Genomic DNA, 20655 nt, shown 5'->3' on the forward strand with positions numbered 1-20655 from the left:
GACTTGCATCCTGTTGGTGCCATATTTTCCACCTCCTAATTATTGGTCAGTTGTTTTTTTTTATTGGAAGAGTTTTGCGATTTTTGTGAAGAGTTTTGAGAAGCATCCTGTTGGTGCCATGTTCATCACCTTTTTTTTTAATAATTCATGTTCAACAGCAAATTACATTTTTTTTTGATCTTTACGGGAAGACCATAATTATGTCAATTTTTCACGTATTGTTGTGGTGAAGTTCTCGTTTTATTTGTTTTTAGAACTTCTCACACCTACTTATTAGTATATCAGAGTCCATATATAAAGTTTTTCGAATGTAAGTGGTTACTCGCATCTTAAAATAATAAAATAAGTAATTTTAAATTATAAAATTAAAAAATAATAAGTTTAAAAAGTTAAAATTAAATTAAAAGTGTTTTCCTTTGTTTTTGTTTCATGATAATCAATAAATCTTATAAATGATAACCAGTAAAAAGGAGAGTAAAATGACTAAAAATATGTCTAATGACATTATTTAATTAAAAAAGACGGAATGGATAAGATATCCATTCACTAATCAACTGACAGCTGATTTGACTTATTTCTTTGGATAGTATACTGCCAAAATCAGTGCAATTGCTATCACGAAAGTTGCAATCAGGCTTGATTCTGGTCCGAATGATCCTCCTGCGATGATGGATGGGGAGGTCTGTGTGAATTTTATAAGGGATGATGTTTCAATCCCGCTTACATTGAATCCAAAAACGAATCCCTGTGTGAAGTTCCAAATTGTGTGAATGCCGCAGCATACCCAAATGCTGTCGAACCTTAAAAAGAGCACTGCTAACACCAGGCCCATCAAGAATATATTAATGATTGCCATGATATTCAGGCCGTTGTTCATCATGTGGGGAATGATAAATACGATACAGCTGATTATGATTGCAGTGATTATTGAGTGGTTTTTTGAAAAGTAGGTCAGGGCCCATCCTCTTGTATAGAACTCCTCACCAAATGACTGGACGGCAAAACAAACCAGATACGGAATGAAAAGGTATGCGCAGCTAAAATCAATGCCTGTAAATCTGTACTGGCCTGAAATAATGCCTATGGCCACGACAGCCAAAAACATCACCAGCCCTATCAGAAGTCCTTTGGCAATTGACATTAATGCGTTTTTTGAAAATCCAAAGCTTTCAAGGCTTCTTTTTTCAATCCTGCGTGATAGGAGTATCATGAAAAATGGTGCCGGAATGAATGCCAAAAGGCTCAAAAGCACACTCACGTCATTTGAGGGGTTTTTAACACTAAAGTTCAAGATTAAACCAATAATTCCCATAAGTATCATTAGAACAATGAACCAACCTATGAAGAAAGCCATTTCTTTTACTGGTGAAACATTTCCTGTGTGTTTTCGCGCTTCTGTTACTGTTTTTGAAGATTGTGCAAAATCGTTAATTCTTGATAACATCAATAATAGTTTAGTTTCTTAAAGTATTATACATTTTGATATGAAAATATAAAAGTGTTTACAACAAATATAATTTTTGATGATGAAACTAGCAATACCATTCAAGGGCAAGATTGGTCAGATAATACTTATTTTTGCAGGTCTTGTGATTGAAGCCTACGGTCTTTTGATGGTGCCCCAGTATACCGGGAGAATAATCAACGAGGGCATTCAATACGGTAATATTAATGCAATATACAGTATCGGCAGCATGATGATTCTAATGATAGCAATCTCGGCTGCAGGCCAGATTCTAAGTTCATACTTCTCTGCAAAATTCTCAACAAGCTATGCCCGTGACTTAAGGGAAATGACATATGAAAATGTCATGAAGTTTTCAAACAATGAGCTCAATCGCATTTCAAGGGCATCCCTGATTACAAGAATAACAAATGACATCAATCAGATAGAAACCATAATCCTTTTGGGACTCACCATTGTTGTCTTTGCACCGATTTTGGGAATCGGAAGTATCATAAAGGCATTTGAAATCAAAACGGATCTGTCATGGATTATAGTCATTGCATTTGTTGTGATAATGATTTTTCTTTTTGCAATCGGCGCAAAGGTGCTTCCAAAATTCAACAAACTTCAGGAATATATGGATGGAATCAACCAGAACGCAAGGGAAATCCTTATTGGAATGCCGGTCATCAAGGCATTTGTCAGACAGGACTTTGAAAAGGAAAAATTCGAAAAGACAAACAGGAAGTACTTGGAGCTGAACCTCAACATTTACAGGAATCTTTTACCGATGCAGCCCCTTCTCATTTTGACACTTAACATTATGGTTGTTGCAATTGTCTATTTCGGTTCATATGAAGTCACAAGCGGACTTATCCTGACTGGAAACCTGGTTTCATTCATACAGTATGCAACACAGATTGTGGTTTCATTTGCAATGATTGGAGTGTTCATGATAGCCATTCCAAGGATTGTCGTTTCAGGAAGGCGTGTAAATGAGATTCTAGAAATCGAACCGGAAATCATGGATGGGGATCTTTCAGAAATCAAGGACCATCCTACAATCGAGTTTAGAAACGTTTCATACATTTATCCTCAAAGCGAAAGCGAATCCATAAGAAACATTAATCTTAAACTGGAGGCGGGAAAGACAATAGGCATCATCGGAGGAACCGGAAGCGGAAAATCAACAATAATCAACATGATTCCACGTTTCCATGATCCGACATCAGGTGAAATTTTAATTGATGGCGAAAACATCAAGAACTTTAAGCTGAATTCGCTAAGGGATAAGATATCCTTGGCTCCACAGAAATCCCTGCTCATGGAGGGAACTGTAAAGTCAAACATGATTGTGGGAAAGCATGATGCAACCGATGGTGAAATTGAAGAGGCCCTTGGAAAGGTCCATGTCGATTTTGTGGAAAGCCTTGAAGATGAGGTTGCACAAGGAGGGTCCAACTTCTCCGGAGGCCAGAAACAGAGATTGTCCATTGCAAGAGCCATCATGAGGCCTTACGATTTCTATCTTTTCGACGACAGCTTCTCAGCACTTGACATGAATACTGAAAGAATCATCATGGACAATCTGAAGTCTGATTTGAAGGCATCATCAGTGGTTATTGTATCCCAAAGGATTTCAACCATTAAGGATGCGGATGAGATAATCGTGATGGATGAGGGAGAGATAATTGATCGTGGAAATCATGATGAACTTTATGAAAGCTGCGATATCTACCGTGAAATCTTTGACACCCAGTCTGATGTAGTGGGAGGTGGATTGTAATGGAAAACGAAGCGCCTCTGGATAAGAGAAAAGAGATGAAAAACATCATAGCTCTTCTCATGGAGCACAAGTTCCGCTTTGCATTTTCAATTGTATGCGTGATAATCTCCACCATTTTAACAGTCTTTGCACCGGTGCTCATTGGTGATGCGGTTACAATAATCTTCAACGGTGCAAATAATATCCTGCACGGTACAGGAACCATGGACTTTGCCTCCCTGGGCAGGATTCTTTTAACCGTATCGGTCATCTATGTGGTCAGTTTCATATTCTCCTACCTGCAGAGTTATTTCATCATTCAAATATCCTCAAACATTGCATTCACATTAAGGCAGAGGGTGGTAAATAAAATCCTCAGCCTGCCAATGAGCGAGGTTGATAAAAACAAGAGGGGAGATATCCTTTCAAGACTTACAAACGACATTGACAACTTGACTTCAGGGGTTACAGAATCCCTCATGGAAATGATGACCATTTCAATTACTCTTGTGATGTCATTTGTAGTCATGGTGATGATTAATGTCTGGATGGCCCTTCTGATTGCATTTCTCATTCCAATTTCATTTGTGCTAATCGGGTTAATTGTGAAATTCTCACAGAACTATTTCAAATCCCAGCTGGAAGTGAAAGGGGAGCTCAACTCAAAAATCGAGGAAAGCATTACAATCCATGATGTCTTGCGTTCATTCAACTATCAGGACATTTCAATGAATGAATTTAGAGAGAACAATGCCCGTTTATTTGAGGATGAATGGAAAGCCAACTTCTTTGTAAGCCTTATATCTCCGTTAATACAGATAATGACATATCTAGGATACGTTGCCATTGCAGTATTCGGAGGAATGTTCGTCATTCAGGGCGTTTTCCCAGTGGGTAGGATAATCACATTCATGCAATATGCTGAAAACTTCACAAGTCCTCTTGAACAGCTTGCAGGAGTAATGGGCGTGGTAATGACAGCCCTTTCCTCAAGCGCAAGAATCAGCGAATTTCTGGAATACGATGATGAGGAAAATCCGTCATCAAAACAGATTTCCGGACTGAATGATGAGATAACCTTTGAAAATGTCAGTTTCAGTTACGTTCCAGGTGAAAAAATCATTGACGATTTCTCATTGACAGTCAAAAAAGGCCAAAAGATAGCAATTGTCGGAGGAACAGGTGCGGGCAAAACTACACTTGTGAAACTCTTCATGAAATTCTATCCAATCGATTCCGGTGAAATCAAAATTGATGGGGTAAACATTAATGAATACGACAATCATTTATTCAGGTCAATGGTGGGAATGGTGCTACAGGATTCATGGCTCTTTTCAGACACTATTGAAAACAACATCAGATATGGGAATCTGGATGCAAGCGAACAGGAAATCGTTAAAGCCTCAAGACAGGCACATACACACAATTTCATAAGACAGATTCCTGAAGGATACGATTCACACCTGAACGAGGATACGAACAACATTTCCCAGGGCCAGAAACAGCTTTTAACAATTGCAAGAACAATCCTTTCAAAAAAAGAGATACTGATACTGGATGAGGCAACATCCAACGTCGATACAAGAACCGAAAAACTCATCCAGGATGCAATGAATAATCTTATGGACAACAGCACCTGTTTTATAATTGCCCATAGGCTGTCAACAATAACAAATGCCGATAAGATTATTGTTCTTGAAGACGGCAGGATAATCGAACAGGGAACTCATGATGAGCTTTTAGCAAAAAAAGGATATTATTACAATACATTGAATCAGCAATAGTTAAAAAGAGTATAGTTGTGCAGGTTCACCTCGCATTGGTTGCGAGGCATCCTTTTGCACTTTTTCTAAATTCCAAAGGGTTTTAAAACCAAATAGGCATCTTATCGCCTCCTGTGTTTTTTTTTCGTTTGTGTTTATTTGAATAGATTAGCAATCTTTTGGAAGAGTTTTGAGAAGCATCCGGTTGGGGCCATATTCTTCACCTCCTGTGTTTTTTTTTTCGTTTGTGTTTATTTGAATAGATTAGCAATCTTTTGGAAGAGTTTTGAGAAGCATCCGGTTGGGGCCATATTCTTCACCTCCTGGTTAATTTTTTTTCATTCGTGTTCATTTGAATAGATTAGCGATCTTTTGGAAGAGTTTTGAGAAGCATCCGGTTGGGGCCATGTTCATCACCTTTTTTTAATAATTCATGTTCAACAGCAGATTACATTTTTTTTAATCTTTACGGGAAGACCATAATAATGTTAATTTTTCACGTTTTGTTGTGGTGAAGTTCTCGTTTTATTTGTTTTTAGAACTTCTCACACCTATTTATTAGTATAATAAAAGCCATATATAAAGTTTTTCGAATGTAAGTGGTTACTTGCATCTTTAAATGATAAAATAAGTAATTTTAAACCGTTTTTGATTGATTCTTTAGGATGCATGGCTTGGGGGTAATGAAAAAGATATTGGAAATAATTTGAAATTGCCTAAAGGAAAATACAAGAATCGTTAATGAAACTGCATATTTTGGAGGGGATATTTTTTAAATAATATTTTATATTTAATTATTTTAATGGATATTTTCACTACTATTATTTTAATGAATCGACTTTTTTAAAATTATTAAGTGCAATAATTATTAATTTTAGGTTAATTTATTTTATAGTTTACATCATTAAGTTATCAAATAAATTATCATTATTTTAATTAAAATGATACCTTTAAATATAACTTAAACACAATATATTATTAGACACATGTAACTTGTGAATTTTTAAAAAGTGTCTAGACTATCACCAAATGAGGAAAAAATCATGTCTGAAGAAAAAATTAAAAACAAAAAGGAAAAATTGCCGTTTGCAAAAAACGAAGTGTACCGTCTGATGAGAGATAATCTTGACAGTGACAAGATGATCAAGGACCAGGTTAAAGTCGAGATGAATAAGTTCCTATACGCAATCTTGAAAAATGTATGTAAACAGCTGAACGAATACCCTTACACAACTGTTGATTATGGAATGTTTAAGGAATGCATTTACCCATACCAGAACATTGAGAAAATCAACCAGGAAAAGGAAAGAATCCTGATGCATTTGGATGCCATTAAGGCGGATTGTGATGCATTAGCAATGGATGTTGAAAAAAGCTTAAGGATGAAAGACACTGTTGAAAATGACTCAATAGCTGATTTTTCAATCCCTGAAGAAAAGGAGGAATGATTATTATGGCAACATGTCCTAATTGCGGTTCAATAGTTATGGAAGGAGATCCTTACTGTTCACATTGCGGTGCTCACTTTAGATGGGACGATATTGATGATGACGATGACTCTGATGATTATTTCTAATGAGAATGGCTAATAAGCTATTCAAAAAAACGGATACTGGAGCATGCAACACCTGCATGATGGGATTGATGCATTGCTGCACCAATTCCCCCATGAATCCGGTTAAAATTAAGAATATATGATTATACAGAATCTATTTAGCTTAACTCCATTTTTTTTAAATAAATTATTGGTAATTTTTTTACTAGTTTATTTTTGATAACTTATAAATTGAACAATGTTTATTATTTATTAAGTATAAAATAATTAGCATGAAAAAGTTTTTGAGTGTATCATTAAAATTCCAATGGAAGACAATATTGGTTATTTTCGCGTTAATAGCCGTTCAGACATACTTTCAAATGGAAATAATTGACCTGTTCGGTGCTGCTTTGACAGGAGTTAAACAGCAGAATGCCGATTTGCTTTTCAAATCAGGATTGAATATGGTAGGGTATACAATCCTTTCAATGATTGCCCTTTATGCGGTTTCTTTACTTTCAACAAGAGTGGCTTCAAATGCAGCATATAAAATCCGTGAGAAAATATTTCATATTCTGATGAACCTGCCTGATGAGGAAATTGCTCAATTTAAAATTTCAGGGCTAACTACACGGTCAACCAGGGGTATGTCCTCAGAACAGGGATTTTTAGTGATAATACTCGAACAGTTAATACTGATTCCCGTTACATTCATAGCAGTCGTATATGAAATAGCATTGATCGATACGTCTTATGCGATATTCTTCTTGGTAATGATTGCTATTATTTCCATGATCATTATTTTGAGAATGAAGAAAATTGTAGAAATATTTTTCAGAGCTAAAAAGACATACGGAATGCTAAACCAGTTATTCCTATCCAAAATCAGTGATATAGCTGATAAAATCCCATATAATAAACAGGAGTATGAGGCTGAATTTGAAAAGGCATGTGAGAATTCATATGATAAAAACGTTAAGTATATTTCTAGTCAATATTACCTGGGGCCACTGTTAATGTGGGGTTTATATTTCATTGTTTTGATTACCTTGGCAATGGTTAATTCCGGATACACAATCGGCTTTGAAACCGACAGCGTATTTGACTCATTCATTATTTTAATGTATATTGCCTACTTCATTGGTACCTTAACTCCTATTCCAGCATTGATTGACAGGTGGCCACGTGCATATGCCACTTCAGTGCGTTTAGAGGAAGTCCTGACTATTGAAGATAAAATCATAAAATCCAAAAACACAGATGCTAATCCAAAAGCAATAGAAATTGTTGAGGAGGATATTGCATGGGAGGATAAGGGCATATGGGCTGAAAGAAACGACATCCTGGACAAATTCACTGACATATTAAAAGAGGACAAGATCAAAATAATAATATCAATGATTTTGCTTACTGTATCTACCTTGTGTATTGTTTATGCCCCTAAAGTTGCAGGAAAGACTGCTGATTTATTGCTTTCTAATTCAAATACATTCAACGACCCTACTGTCTACACCAATCTTGCAATATTGATTCTATTATATTCCGGAGGGTATCTCTTAACAATACCTACAAAGAAAATCATGGGAACTATCGGTGAAAAGGTAGCATATAATTTAAGAATGCAATTATTTGATAAGATCGATGCTATCGGTTCAGGATACATTAAAGAAAATTCAAAGGGTCTCATCTTTTCCAGATTAAACAATGATGTGATGAACATCCGTGAGTTTGTCTCTTCCCGCTTTTCTGATATTTATGCGCAAATTCTATCAATGATCCTAGTAATTGTATTGATGTTGATGACAGACTTCAGATTGAGTCTAGTATATATTGCGATATTGCCGATTTATGCCATTGCATTCTATTTATGTGATTATAAATCTAGAGATTACTACGACGGTCATCAAAAGCATTTAGGAAGATTGATGAGCAATTTTGAAAGAGGTCTATCAAATCGTGATTCATTCCATGAAAAAGGATTTAAAAATATCAATCAAACTGTAATTGACTATTACACTAAATCCAAAAACGTCACTAATGCCATGGTGCCGATTACAACATTTTTAACAAATATAAGTAATATAACTGTTTATATGGCAGGGATTTACTTCTTATCAGTTAATGAGATTCAGCTGGGAACCCTATTGGCAGTTATTATGTACGGGCAATTATTGACTAAGCCTATTAAAAAAATAAGCACATCTATCGCTTCCATTGAAACTTCATTTTCAAGCATCAAAAGGATATTTGCGATTATTGACTATGAAAACGATGAATAATTGATTGTTGTTAAAAAAAGTTAAAAAACATAGGATTCCTATGTTTTTTTATTTTATCTAAATGGTGCAAGAATACCTTGACTTCTTCAAGTCGAGGATGAATTGCACAAAAAGAGCAGTTAGTTATCAAATGCTCTCGCTTATTCTTTATATATTGTCTATTGATATATTATATTTTGTGTTCAAAAATTAGTTGAAATATAACAGATATTTTGATGTGTTTTTTCATGTTAGATGAGTGTATTATTGTTAATGAAGGTTTGAAGGTTAAGTTGTATCCTGATAAGGTTATGGTGGATAAATTTAATCAGAGTCTGGGCAATGCTAGATTTGTGTGGAATAATTTATTAACAGAATACCAAAAAACCTTTGAATTATTTAAACAACATGGCTATACAAGGCTAAAATGCAATCAAACCACATTCAACACCATGTTAACAATGTTGAAAAAACGATATCCATTTTTGTATAAAAGTGAGTCAAGTAGCTTGCAACAGGTTTATCGTGACTTATTACACGCATTTAATGGATTTTTTAAAAACATCTCTAATTATCCAAGATTTAAATCCAAAAAGAATCCCAAAAATGGATTTAGAATACAAAACAACAAAAATATCAAAATAACCAGCAATACAATTGTTTTACCAAAATTAGGAAAAGTACATTACCGTACCAGTCCACAATATAAACAATTACTAAAAGAATCCAAAATCAATAACGTAACCATTAAAAAAGAACACAATCATTACTATGCAGTTTTCAACATCGAAACCGAAAAACAACCAATGGAAAAAACCGGCGAAGCAGTAGGAATTGATTTAGGCCTACGAACACTAGCCACCCTCAGCAACGGACTAAAGATAACCAATTTAGACACCACACATGAGGACAAAATGATCAAAAAATACCGTCGAGTATTATCCCAGAGAAAATACAATAGCAAAAGATACAATAAAACACTAAAAACACTAGGCAAATGGATACAAAGAAAAAACAACCGCATAAATGATGCATACCATAAATTAAGCCACTACATAGTAAAAAACTACGACATAATCTGCATGGAAAACCTAGACATTAAAGAACTTTTCCAAAATTCAGATTTCAGTTCCAGCCTACAAAGTATAGCCTGGAGAAAACTTGTAGATATGATAAAATACAAATGCGAGTGGTATGGAAAAAAATTCATCCAAATAAACCGATGGTTTGCTTCAAGCAAAAATTGCAGCCAATGCGGATACTACAACAAAGACTTAGGCGACAAAAAAGAATGGACATGTCCACATTGCCAAACACACCATGACAGAGACATCAACGCCGCAAAAAACATTCAAAAAGAAGGATTAATAGATTTAATAGATGAAACATTTGTGAACCTCAGGAACTGGGGGGATAGCACGGTAATCCTACTTTCGTGGGAAAGTACCAGCCCGTGAAGTAAGAATCCTCGACCTTTTACAGGTCGAGGTAGTTCAAGTTAGTTAAGTTGTAGAGTAAATCTGCGGCTCCTTTTGCAAATGTTGCTCCAACAAAAATTCCAGTAGCAATAATGAGAAATGCCGTGATTTTTTGGATTTTGCTTCCCAAATACTTTGAAATAATCTGTGGCATTGTCAATCCGTCATTTCGAAGGGACATGAATCCTGAAAAGAAATCATGGATTGCACCAATGAAAATTGTTCCTAATGTGATCCACACAAAAGCAGCAGGACCAAACAATGCACCTTGAATTGCTCCAAATATCGGTCCCAAACCTGCAATATTTAAAAAATGAATTAAAAAATTTTTAATTGTGGGCATTGGCATATAATCTACGCCGTCCTGCAATCTGAATGCAGGTGTTTGGTTTGTCTCATCAACACCTGAAATTCTTTCAATGAATTTTCCGTATATGAAGTATGATGCAATCAACGCTAAAAAACAAATAATAAAACTAAACATTGTATATCTCTTTTTAATTAGTTAATTTTCCATCCTATTCCTTTTACATACTCTTCAACATAATTTCTGTCTTCTTTTTTGAATGTTGTGTAGTTAAATGTGAAATTTGTCATGGAATCGCTGACCGGTACAGTTCCAGTTATTTCAACATCAATAACGCCTTCAATATGTTCAAACATTTTAATCAGGTATTTCTCATCACACCCTGAAGGCAGACTGACTGATAAATCGAAATGTTCCAGTTTAAGGTTATTCTTTTTCCATTCGAAGACTTCTTTTGCGGATAATATGTCTATATTGGAGATTTTCAGTTCACTTTCACAGTCATTTTCCAATGTCACACACTTTGAAGTGACTTTTTTCACAATGCCTATATGTATGTTTTCACCATTTAATTCCTTTAAACCCACTTCCTTACCTATTGATTTAGTAAGAACATTAGCCTTTTCAGTTAACATTCCTATGGCCTTATCTGAACGAATCAAAGCCTCATCACGGTCATCCAAATGTTGGGATGATTTTACCATGTTTTTCACGAAGTCTTCTTCTTTTCCATCATTAATTAGTTTTGACAGGTATATTGCTTCTTTAACCAGGGTTTCTCTTGCAAATGTGGTTTCCTTATTGTTTTTCTGAATTGAATAGTAGAGGTAAGGATTCTGATACACTACTCGGCTGACCATATCAAGCATCAGGCTATAAACAGGGCTTGAAAATGATCTTGACCTTTCGACATTTATATGAAGCTTTCTAATTGTTGAAGCCAGTGTAATGAATGAAAAGTGAGTCAGGCCCTGGACTATGCTCATATACTTGTCATGCTCTTTAGGGGTGGTTATAATGATTTCGCATTCTGAGGCTGTAAGATATTTTTTCACACGCTCTAACCATTTGTTTGACCTGTTTTCAATAGGAGTCAAAACGACAATTTGCCTTTTGATTGAAGGGACTCTAGGTCCAAACATTGGATGGCATGGCAATATGTCCACGTTTTCAGGAGCATATTTCATTAATGCCTCGGCAGGTTCTGTTTTTACACTGCATACATCCATCAATAGGGAGTTTTCCGGTGCATGAGGTGCCACTTCCCTAATTGTGTCTGCCATATGTTCTATTGGCACACTGAAAATGACAATGTCTGCATCTTGTATCGCTTCAATGTTGTCATTGTTATAGTTAACATTCAATTCATTTGCAACTTCCAGTCCGGAAGTTTCATTACGGCTTGTGATTGTGATGTTGAAATTATTGCTTAAATGTTCGGCGATCCACCTGCCAAGACCCCTTGTACCGCCAATAATAGTCATATTGTCTTTTTCATTCATGTTATGCCTCATTGTATATAATTAATATCAATTAAATTATATTTGTGATGTCTAATATACTATTTGGTTTTTAAATTTGTATAATGATTAAAATTCTAAATTTTTAACATTTTTATAGAATTTCAGCACAGACTGTTAGAATAACATTATTTATGAAAAATTCTAAAATTATAATATAAGAAAAAATCATCGGGGAAAATATCATGAGCAAAAACTCCTGCGGCAACTGCAGAATCTTAAACTGCAAGCATCAAGACGGCAAATATCCTAAATTCTGTCCAACAATAGATTTGACAAGTGAGGAAATAACTGAAATTGAAAAGCTCTACAATGAGGATAACAACAGGGAAATATCAAGGATTTCTGCAGAAATTGAAGAAGAGTTCTACTGCAAATACACCAGAGTTGAGGAAATCATGGAATTTGCAAAAAGAATGAAAATGAATAAAATAGGAATCGCATCCTGTGTGGGACTGATGGATGAAAGCCAAACATTTGCAAAGATACTCTCCAAACATGACTTTGAGGTATATTCCGTGGCATGCAAGGTCGGTGCAATGAAAAAGACAGAAACAACAGGCCTTGATGAAGAAAAAACAGCTGTTACAGGAAATATAATGTGCAATCCGATACTGCAGGCAAAAATACTGAACAGGGAAAAGACAGATCTCAACGTGGTAATCGGATTATGCGTGGGGCATGACAGTCTGTTCTATAAGTACTCCGATGCTTTATGCACAACACTTGTAACAAAAGACAAGGTGCTTGCTCACAATCCTGTTGGGGCATTATATCAGACTAAAACTTATTATAAAAAACTGTTAAATGATTAAAAAAGGAAAAAAAGAAAAATTTCAATTTATTTAATTGAAATGCATTCGTTTGGACAAAGATCCACGCATGTCTCGCAGTAGCTACATTCATCGGGGTCTGTGATGGTTAATTTGCCATCCTCAAGAATCAGAACTTCCATTGGACAGACATCGCAGCAATCTCCACAATTATCACATTTTTCTGTATCTATTGTAATATCAGCCATTTTTCAATCCTCCAAAAATAATAAAAATGAGTATGCTCAGCATACTCTGTGTCCACAGCATTTTTCAGGGTCATGGGGAATATTAGGGTCGTGGTGATCAGGATATGGTTTTCCACATGTGAGTGGTCCCCTTCCACGAGCGGAGCCGCAGCATCCTCCCATTCTTTTGTTGTGATTTAGTATTGCATCAATATCCAAATCTTTTACTTCACCAACATATTCTATGGTTTTGCTGTGACATTTTGGGCACATTTCATGTTCTCCGTTTAATGTTATCCAGTTGAATCCGCATTCTTTACAGATATATTCTATATTATCAGCCATTCAAATCATCTCCAAATATTAAATATTGCATAATCCTCTTCCTTGAAGTGGTGAACCACATTCAGGACATGTTTTTGTTCTGCATGGAACTCCCCTAATTTTAGGTTCTGTGTAGCCGCAGTTAGGGCAGCTGCAAGTGTCATTTTTCATTTGAGTTCTTCTATTGTTTGCATTTAATTTACGAATGTTTGTGGATTTGCAGTCTGGACATTCATCATATTCTCTTTTTGGATTTGACCATTGAAAACCACAGTCTTCGCATAAATACTTGTTCGGATCAATCATTGTATCACCTTTGATGATAACTATTGGCCTGCCTTCAATTAGAGAAGTAGCCAGTTTCCGTCTTGCTGAGTTTAATATTCTATGGAAGGTTGATTGTGAGATTCCCATGAACTCTGCAGACTCTGTCTGTTTAATGTTATGGTAGTCTTTAAACCTTATTGCTTCAAACTCGTCAACAGACAGTTCGATTGGATTTAAATCCTTATTCAACTCATGCCTGTGGCATGTAACTACTCTTCTCATTCTTTTAGGTCTTACCATAATACTCTCCCCAAAATTAACCTTCAGGTATTATGAATATATATTCATAACTATATATAAATGTTTTTTTTTAATAGGTATTGAGATGTCCAAAATATTCAGTATTGACTCACTGTGAGAATTTGTTTGGCAAATTTATATAAATTTTCTTTTTTAAAAGTCAAAATGTATTTTTCACTGATTTTTTTCTGTAAAATATTATGGAAAATACTAAAATCAGTATAATCATTGCCATATCAACCATCAGTTCAAATTGTGTGGCATTCATGAAAAGGTCAATTATTCCGATTAACCATATTGCCGCTAAGAATATTGGAAGAATGTATTTGATTATTACTGTCCAAATAAAACCAACTTTGACTCTTGATTTTTCATTTAAAACAGGAATTACCTTTTCGGCACCATAATACCATCCAAATATTATGCATTGGATTGCAATCAAAAGCAGTATTGCGAATTTATTTATAAATCCGTCAACAATTCCAACAAGATAACTGCTTATTCCGCATGTGAAAATCAATGAACCTGCGCATCCGATTATGCTTAAAATTGTTACAAGTTTTTTACGACTCAAATTTGATTTTGAAGAAATTGAAGCAATTATAGGTTCGAAAAATGCGAATGCTGAACTTATTCCTGCAAATAATACTGCTAAAAAGAATAATGGTGCTAGAACATGTCCTAAAATTCCCATTAAACTGAATATTTTAGGAAATACGACGAATATTAATCCTGTTCCTTCACTGACCAGTTGAACCATTGGGGTTCCTGATGTTGCGGACATATAACCGAGGATTGAAAATACTCCGAATGCAGTAAATATTTCAAAACTTGAGTTTGATGCAACAACAAGGAATACATTGTCAGTCAAATTTTTATTGTCTGCCAGATATGATGCGTATGTCAGAGCTAATGCTTCACCTATTCCTAGGGAGAAAATGATTTGTGAAAATGCTACAATCCATATGTTAATGTCCCATAGGAGATTCCAGTTAGGATTCAGTAGTGTATTGATTCCTATACTTGCTCCAGGCAGTGCCAAAGCAAAGATAACAATAATTATCATTATGATAAATACTGCAGGAATTAAAATCTTTGAAGCAAGCCCAATTCCCTTATCAATTGACCTGTGTGAGATAAACCATAAGATGATCCATGAAACTATTACTCCAACCGCAACAGGAATAAAGAAGTTTCCAATGTTTGAGAGATTTTCACTTCCCCCTACATTATTGACAAAATATGCTGCTGTGTCGCTTCCCCAGCTAAAAGTTAAACTTTTGACAAGATAGAATAAGTCCCAGCTTATAATAACCATATAATAGATTAATACAATTGATATCGAGAAAATTAGAATCCATGCTATATATTCAAATTTGGGGTTTATCGATTTAAAAATTTCACTAAAGGATTTTTTAAATGAGAATCCGACACCATATTCTAATATTAGAAAAGGGATTCCCATAAGGGCTATTGCAACGGCATAAGGGATGAAAAAGGATCCTCCTCCATTTGAGTATACTATATAACTGAACCGCCATATATTTCCCAGACCTATTGCAACTCCAATCATTGCAAAAATAAATGTTAATGTTGAATCCCATTGTGCATTTTCACTCATTATTGAATATTTTATTCATTTTAATATATAAATCAATATTTTTTTTCAAAATAAATTCAATTTTTTTGTATAGAATATATTTTTTGTCAAAAATATTTTTCATGCTTATTTGGCGTTAAATTTGTGATAGTTGGATTATTGTCACTATTTTCTTTTTTAAATCTTATTTTTTTTTAAATTCATTGGTTTATAAGGCTTATTTTTTCTTTTTAGCATGTAAGTAAGCACTTGCAGTCGAAAATCTTTATATATGCTCTTATTCATATAATTAATTGTATAAAAAGGTGTTTTTCTAAAAAAGATTAACACAGGACATTTAGAATATACAAAAACACGATAAAAACAAAAAACAATATTTTAACATTTTAGGAAAATGGTGTAGCGATATGAGAAATATAGTGGTGGTAGAATGTATTTCAACCGGAAAAAATTACATTCAGGACATAATAAACAGAAATTACAATCCAGTCGTTTTAGAAACTAAAACTATGGGAGACTCACTTGAAGCAAGAAGATACAAGGAAGATATGGAAAATTGTTATGCATCAATAGACCATGATTTTGATCTTATCTATGAACAGGATTCTTACGAAGAAACATTGGAAATAGTCAGGAAATATGATCCTTTATTGGTTATTCCAGGCAGTGAAAAAGGTGTAATACTTGCAACTAAATTGGCCAATGATTTGGGTTTGATGTGTAATCCAATTGAAAACATTGATTCAATGACATTAAAGCATAAGATGCATGAGAAATTGGTTGAAAACAATCTTCGTTCAATCAGGGGTCGTGTCATAAGGTCAGTAGAAGAGGCAATTGAGTTTTATGACAGTGAGGGTTTGCAAAAAGTTGTTGTCAAACCGATATATAGTGCAGGTTCCGTTGGCGTGCGTTTATGTGATAACAAAGCAGAAATGATAAAATCCATTGATGAAGTTTTTTCGCTAAAAGGACATTACGGCAATAATTTTAATGAATTGCTGATTCAGGAACAGATTGAAGGTCCTGAATATATAGTCAATACGGTGACATGTGATGGAATTCACAGGGTAACTTCCATATTGAGATATTCTAAAATAAAAACTATTGAAGGAGGAAATATTTATGATTACATTGAATTCATACCTGAGTTGGGCATTGGTGAACCTGATCTTGTTGAGTATGCCTATGATGTTGCTGATGCTTTGGGAATTAGGTATGGGCCGGTCCACGGGGAGTACATGATTGACGAAAACGGGCCAGTTTTAATTGAAGTGAATTGCCGTCCTATGGGCGGAACTTTTGATGCCGAGTATCTGGATAAGATTTTGGGCCATCATGAAACAAATTGCGTACTTGATTCTTATTTAAATCCTGATAAATTTCATATAGACCTCATAAAAGGTTACGAAACATTGGCATATGCTTTTGTAAAGATGTTTATTGTTCCAAGGGATTTGATAGTTAAATGCTCGCCGATAGGTAAACTGGGTATTAAGCTGAAAAGCCATTATAAAACAATAATGAATATGGGGGATGAATTAAATGTAGTTACAAAAACTCAGGATTTAAACACATTTGGTGGAGTGGTTTATCTAGTCAATAATGATTTCGAACAAATAACTCGTGACATTGATTTTTTACGTAAAATTGAAACCAGGGCATTTGATTTGGTTTTAAGTGAAGAAAGGATTCAAACATTGGATATTGATGAAAATAAAATAGTTCAAAATATTGAAACATTATTGGAAGATATTAAAATCTGCGGTACTCCCCTATTGGTTACTGAAAAAATATTTGAGGATTTGGCCATAGCGCAGGTGACCATTGAAAATATTGATGATATTAAGGGCACATTTGACTGTGTTGTTGTGAACCTTAACGAAGGAATTTACAATCAATGTGCTGAAGGGGTTTCTAAAAAACTTTCAAAAATCTTTGAAAAGGTCAGAATTGGAGGATTAATATTTATTCCGAATACCACTTATGACTACTTGCCTAATGGTAAACTGGGCTTAGAAGCTTTATTGAAACTTCAGGGTTTTTGCTTGGAAATGCCGATTCACACATTAACTGGTATGGTGATCGCTTCCAAATGTGAATAATGGTGAACATTTCATCTTATGGGAGGAATTTTGAGCTGTTGAACATAATTCAAGGAAAATATTGTCCCTAAATCACTTATTGAACTTCAGAAACTTTGAAATCTATATGGTTTTGTTTCTCTCCTGAATTGTCTGGTGCTAGGTTCGACAGCAAAATAAATTCCTCCCATTACTCTAAAATTAGAATTATTCCAATCATTGCTGTACTTATTATCCATTATGTAGGCTTTTGTTGATTTAATGGATGATGCTTTATTTTTCTGTTGGTTTTTTAGTAGAATATTTTAGAATTAACGGTCAATATATCAATTAACCAATATAATCAAAAAAAGTTATCAAAAAATAAAAAAAGGTTGAGAGAAAAAACTCTCATTGTTTAATTTTTCTATCCTGCAGCCGCAGTGTAAGCAGGAATACTATTCCCATTATGATAGCAGTAATCTGCATTACAAATGCCATTGTCTGTTGGATGATGATGTTTACAACATCCACAAATGTGCTATTTTGTTTAAGGTCATCTATATTTCCAACTTTCTGAAGGTAGTTATATACGTCTATATGGAATTGTTCGTCTCCTGAATGATCCGGCGCATAGGTGTCAACAGCGGTACTGATACCTCCCATAACTCCTAAAATCAGAATTATTCCGATAATTGCTGTACCCATTGATTCACCTAAGGATGTACCTGTTGAATTGATACCTGATGCATTGTTCTGGCTTTCAGCAGGAATATTGATTAATGAAACATCAGTACATAAAGCCATAATGAAACCAAGTCCTGCACCTAATACTAACAGTCCAGGCAGCAAGGTCCATACTGTTGTATCGAGTCTGAACTGATAGCTTAGCATCAGACATCCGATGATTGCCATTATGCATCCTATTGCCATAATCTTCTTGTGGCTTAATTTTGTTGTCAGACTTGGAGCCAATATTGCAAAAATAAGCAAACCGATAGTCAATGGAAGTGTGGTCAAACCGGTATTTAATGCATTTAACTGCAATACGCTTTGTAGGAACAGGGAAACAGCAAACAATGCCCCTCCCATTGCAAGATAACTCAATAGCAAGATTATAGTTCCAACACGCAAGTTTCTATCTTTAAATAATTCCATATCAAGCAATGGCACTTTGCCATTTCTTTTTCTTCTGTTTTCAAACCATCCGAATAATACTAGGGCAACTAATCCTAGGACAATTATAATCACGCTTGTGTTTGGATCTTTGGATAGTGACAAGATACCTAGAACTAATAGGACAAGACCTATAATTGAAATTACAGAACCTGTAATGTCCAAATCGTCTCTGGATTCGGTAGGTGTGAAATCAGGTATTCTGTTTCTCATAATTAAGATAATGAAAACGATTATTAATTCGCAAGCAAATCCGTATCTCCATGAGAGAAATGTTGTCATGACTCCACCGAAGAGCGGACCGACAGCAGCTGCAACTGATCCCATTACCCCTACAATCGCCAGTGCAACTGTACGCTTATCTCCTGAATAGGTTCCACTTATTATGGAAATTGTAGCAGGCATCATCAATGCTCCTGCAACACCCTCTATAACTGCCCATCCGATAAATAGCATTGTAGCGCTTGTACTTACAGCAGCAGTGAATGTACCGACACCATATAATGCGGTACCGATAAGGAACAGTTTCTTTTTACCGACTATATCTTGAAGCTTTGCACTTAGCAACATGAATGCGGCGGTGATGAGAGTGTAAAATGACATGGTTGACTGAATGGTACTCACATCAGTATTCAAGTCAATGACAACCTGAGAAATACTCACATTCATGATTGTGGCGTCCAAAGCTATAATAAATGAAGCAAAAGCCACCACTATCAGAGGAATCCAAGACTTTTCTTTAATTGTTTCATTCATTTGTTATCCTCCAAATATATTAAAATAAGATGTTATCCATGGATTTATAATTGTATCCACTTGTTATTGTATTTCTATATTATATATAATATATTTTAACATATTTTTGTTTCATAAAATATGATTAATTTACTTATATCTTAAAAAAAATAATTTAATTTAATCATCAATGTAACTTTTTTTCAATTATTTTGTTCAATTTGTGCCAATGTTAAGATTAAAATATGAGGATTGATAAATTAAATGGTATGGAAGTTTTAAATATTGTTTGTGAATTAGTTATTCCAATTTTAATTTTTGGACTGCTTTTTGCAGTTGGAAAAGTTATTTATAATAAATTAGCTAATAGTAACAGCAGACTTTTAAATCCAAAGGAATATCTTCCTGTAGAAGAACTTGAAACATTAAAACAAGTTTATTACTTGGTAATAATGTTGATTTTCTTTATTTTCATAATATACATAATGATAGTTGAGGGAAAAGAGATATTTCCGATTGCTATCTTGCAAATTATTCTGTCATTGTATATTGCTTTAACTTTGGATTATGACTCCTGGAATAATAAGATATTATTTTTCCTTTTGGTGCCTTATGAGTCTATAATGTTGATTATTACAAATCAATATTTAACACTATGGCCAATTTATGTAATTCACATTTTTGTTTATGCATATTTCATTAAGGTATACTTTGATAAATTTAGGAGGTATACAGAGACAAATGGTCTTGGAATTACAATAATACTATTATTCACTGTGGTAGTTATCAGTTTTATTATCACAATATTAGCCGAAGGTGTTGAACCTTTAAATTCAATGGTTATGGTTTCAAATGCATTTACAAGTAACGGATATGCAGTACTTGGACAGTCCGGTATTGGTAAATTAAACAGCCTGCTTTTAGTTTGGAGTGGATACATCCTATCAGGTGTAGGTACCGCAACATTGACTGCTACAATTTTAATGAAGCATAATCAAAAACGTGAAAAAGAATTAAACAAACGTTTGGATGAATTGGAATCATTAATTAAAAATAATCAAAAATAGGATATGGATTATAGTTCTCCATATCTCTTAATATCTTTTTTTCTTTGC

Annotated in this window: 17 protein-coding genes; 9 read left to right on the forward strand and 8 right to left on the reverse strand. The window is 34.5% G+C overall.

The window, feature by feature from the left end; genetic code table 11:
* Positions 1-571 precede the first annotated feature (571 nt).
* Entirely contained in the window at positions 572-1444 is an 873-nt protein-coding gene (locus tag ACKI30_RS05395; RefSeq protein ID WP_407410551.1) for a CPBP family intramembrane glutamic endopeptidase, read from the reverse strand.
* Between the two features lie 79 nt (positions 1445-1523).
* On the opposite strand from ACKI30_RS05395, the gene ACKI30_RS05400 reads away from it, so the two are divergent.
* The 6 genes from ACKI30_RS05400 (at position 1524) to ACKI30_RS05425 (ending at position 10227) form a co-directional block, all read left to right on the forward strand.
* Positions 1524-3233 (forward strand): ABC transporter ATP-binding protein, encoded by a 1710-nt coding sequence (locus tag ACKI30_RS05400; RefSeq protein WP_407410553.1) that lies wholly within the window; start codon positions 1524-1526, stop codon positions 3231-3233.
* Positions 3233-4996, forward strand: a complete 1764-nt coding sequence (locus ACKI30_RS05405) for an ABC transporter ATP-binding protein (RefSeq protein WP_407410554.1) — start codon at positions 3233-3235, stop codon at positions 4994-4996. The genes ACKI30_RS05400 and ACKI30_RS05405 overlap by 1 nt, the downstream gene beginning before the upstream one ends.
* Positions 4997-6018: 1022 nt before the next feature.
* Positions 6019-6423, forward strand: coding sequence for a hypothetical protein (locus ACKI30_RS05410; RefSeq protein WP_407410556.1), 405 nt, complete (start codon positions 6019-6021; stop codon positions 6421-6423).
* A 5-nt stretch (positions 6424-6428) separates the two neighbouring features.
* The gene (locus ACKI30_RS05415; protein WP_407410558.1) at positions 6429-6551 is read left to right on the forward strand and encodes a zinc ribbon domain-containing protein; all 123 of its coding nucleotides are present in this window, start codon (positions 6429-6431) and stop codon (positions 6549-6551) included.
* Positions 6552-6802: 251 nt separating this feature from the next.
* Positions 6803-8791, forward strand: coding sequence for an ABC transporter transmembrane domain-containing protein (locus ACKI30_RS05420; RefSeq protein WP_407410560.1), 1989 nt, complete (start codon positions 6803-6805; stop codon positions 8789-8791).
* A 227-nt stretch (positions 8792-9018) separates the two neighbouring features.
* Positions 9019-10227 (forward strand): RNA-guided endonuclease InsQ/TnpB family protein, encoded by a 1209-nt coding sequence (locus tag ACKI30_RS05425; RefSeq protein WP_407410562.1) that lies wholly within the window; start codon positions 9019-9021, stop codon positions 10225-10227.
* 19 nt (positions 10228-10246) lie between these two features.
* Here ACKI30_RS05425 and ACKI30_RS05430 read toward each other — a convergent pair whose 3' ends face one another.
* Both ACKI30_RS05430 and ACKI30_RS05435 read right to left on the reverse strand, forming a co-directional pair.
* Positions 10247-10732 (reverse strand): carbon starvation CstA family protein, encoded by a 486-nt coding sequence (locus ACKI30_RS05430; RefSeq protein WP_407410564.1) that lies wholly within the window; start codon positions 10730-10732, stop codon positions 10247-10249.
* Positions 10733-10749: 17 nt separating this feature from the next.
* Positions 10750-12057, reverse strand: coding sequence for a prephenate dehydrogenase (locus tag ACKI30_RS05435; RefSeq protein ID WP_407410566.1), 1308 nt, complete (start codon positions 12055-12057; stop codon positions 10750-10752).
* A gap of 203 nt (positions 12058-12260) precedes the next feature.
* Here ACKI30_RS05435 and ACKI30_RS05440 point away from each other — a divergent pair, with 203 nt between their 5' ends.
* On the forward strand, positions 12261-12890 hold the full coding sequence (locus tag ACKI30_RS05440; protein WP_407410568.1) for a DUF1847 domain-containing protein: 630 nt from the start codon (positions 12261-12263) through the stop codon (positions 12888-12890).
* Between the two features lie 26 nt (positions 12891-12916).
* Here the strand turns inward: ACKI30_RS05440 and ACKI30_RS05445 are convergent, their stop codons facing one another.
* From ACKI30_RS05445 to ACKI30_RS05460, 4 genes are all read right to left on the reverse strand, one after another.
* Complete coding sequence (locus tag ACKI30_RS05445) at positions 12917-13096, reverse strand: 4Fe-4S binding protein (protein WP_407410570.1); 180 nt, start codon at positions 13094-13096, stop codon at positions 12917-12919.
* 36 nt (positions 13097-13132) lie between these two features.
* Positions 13133-13420: a DNA-binding protein gene (locus tag ACKI30_RS05450; protein WP_407410572.1), complete on the reverse strand. Its 288-nt coding sequence runs from the start codon at positions 13418-13420 to the stop codon at positions 13133-13135.
* 18 nt (positions 13421-13438) lie between these two features.
* The gene (locus tag ACKI30_RS05455; RefSeq protein ID WP_407410574.1) at positions 13439-13966 is read right to left on the reverse strand and encodes a DUF134 domain-containing protein; all 528 of its coding nucleotides are present in this window, start codon (positions 13964-13966) and stop codon (positions 13439-13441) included.
* A gap of 160 nt (positions 13967-14126) precedes the next feature.
* On the reverse strand, positions 14127-15587 hold the full coding sequence (locus ACKI30_RS05460) for a sodium-dependent transporter (RefSeq protein ID WP_407410576.1): 1461 nt from the start codon (positions 15585-15587) through the stop codon (positions 14127-14129).
* A gap of 386 nt (positions 15588-15973) precedes the next feature.
* Between ACKI30_RS05460 and ACKI30_RS05465 the strand changes: the two genes are divergently transcribed.
* Positions 15974-17671, forward strand: coding sequence for an ATP-grasp domain-containing protein (locus tag ACKI30_RS05465; RefSeq protein ID WP_407410578.1), 1698 nt, complete (start codon positions 15974-15976; stop codon positions 17669-17671).
* Between the two features lie 369 nt (positions 17672-18040).
* Here the strand turns inward: ACKI30_RS05465 and ACKI30_RS05470 are convergent, their stop codons facing one another.
* Positions 18041-19561: an MFS transporter gene (locus ACKI30_RS05470; protein ID WP_407410580.1), complete on the reverse strand. Its 1521-nt coding sequence runs from the start codon at positions 19559-19561 to the stop codon at positions 18041-18043.
* Positions 19562-19785: 224 nt separating this feature from the next.
* Between ACKI30_RS05470 and ACKI30_RS05475 the strand changes: the two genes are divergently transcribed.
* A complete protein-coding gene (locus ACKI30_RS05475; protein WP_407410582.1) occupies positions 19786-20607 on the forward strand; it encodes a hypothetical protein in 822 nt (273 codons plus the stop codon).
* The last annotated feature ends 48 nt before the right edge of the window (positions 20608-20655 follow it).

Source organism: Methanobrevibacter sp. (assembly GCF_045539575.1).
Taxonomy (GTDB): domain Archaea; phylum Methanobacteriota; class Methanobacteria; order Methanobacteriales; family Methanobacteriaceae; genus Methanocatella.

Coding starts and splice junctions, on each gene's coding strand:
- ACKI30_RS05395 (WP_407410551.1), bottom strand. CDS start 1,444: ATGTTATCAAGAATTAACGATTTTGCACAATCTTCAAAAACAGTAACA.
- ACKI30_RS05400 (WP_407410553.1), top strand. CDS start 1,524: ATGATGAAACTAGCAATACCATTCAAGGGCAAGATTGGTCAGATAATA.
- ACKI30_RS05405 (WP_407410554.1), top strand. CDS start 3,233: ATGGAAAACGAAGCGCCTCTGGATAAGAGAAAAGAGATGAAAAACATC.
- ACKI30_RS05410 (WP_407410556.1), top strand. CDS start 6,019: ATGTCTGAAGAAAAAATTAAAAACAAAAAGGAAAAATTGCCGTTTGCA.
- ACKI30_RS05415 (WP_407410558.1), top strand. CDS start 6,429: ATGGCAACATGTCCTAATTGCGGTTCAATAGTTATGGAAGGAGATCCT.
- ACKI30_RS05420 (WP_407410560.1), top strand. CDS start 6,803: ATGAAAAAGTTTTTGAGTGTATCATTAAAATTCCAATGGAAGACAATA.
- ACKI30_RS05425 (WP_407410562.1), top strand. CDS start 9,019: ATGTTAGATGAGTGTATTATTGTTAATGAAGGTTTGAAGGTTAAGTTG.
- ACKI30_RS05430 (WP_407410564.1), bottom strand. CDS start 10,732: ATGTTTAGTTTTATTATTTGTTTTTTAGCGTTGATTGCATCATACTTC.
- ACKI30_RS05435 (WP_407410566.1), bottom strand. CDS start 12,057: ATGAATGAAAAAGACAATATGACTATTATTGGCGGTACAAGGGGTCTT.
- ACKI30_RS05440 (WP_407410568.1), top strand. CDS start 12,261: ATGAGCAAAAACTCCTGCGGCAACTGCAGAATCTTAAACTGCAAGCAT.
- ACKI30_RS05445 (WP_407410570.1), bottom strand. CDS start 13,096: ATGGCTGATATTACAATAGATACAGAAAAATGTGATAATTGTGGAGAT.
- ACKI30_RS05450 (WP_407410572.1), bottom strand. CDS start 13,420: ATGGCTGATAATATAGAATATATCTGTAAAGAATGCGGATTCAACTGG.
- ACKI30_RS05455 (WP_407410574.1), bottom strand. CDS start 13,966: ATGGTAAGACCTAAAAGAATGAGAAGAGTAGTTACATGCCACAGGCAT.
- ACKI30_RS05460 (WP_407410576.1), bottom strand. CDS start 15,587: ATGAGTGAAAATGCACAATGGGATTCAACATTAACATTTATTTTTGCA.
- ACKI30_RS05465 (WP_407410578.1), top strand. CDS start 15,974: ATGAGAAATATAGTGGTGGTAGAATGTATTTCAACCGGAAAAAATTAC.
- ACKI30_RS05470 (WP_407410580.1), bottom strand. CDS start 19,561: ATGAATGAAACAATTAAAGAAAAGTCTTGGATTCCTCTGATAGTGGTG.
- ACKI30_RS05475 (WP_407410582.1), top strand. CDS start 19,786: ATGAGGATTGATAAATTAAATGGTATGGAAGTTTTAAATATTGTTTGT.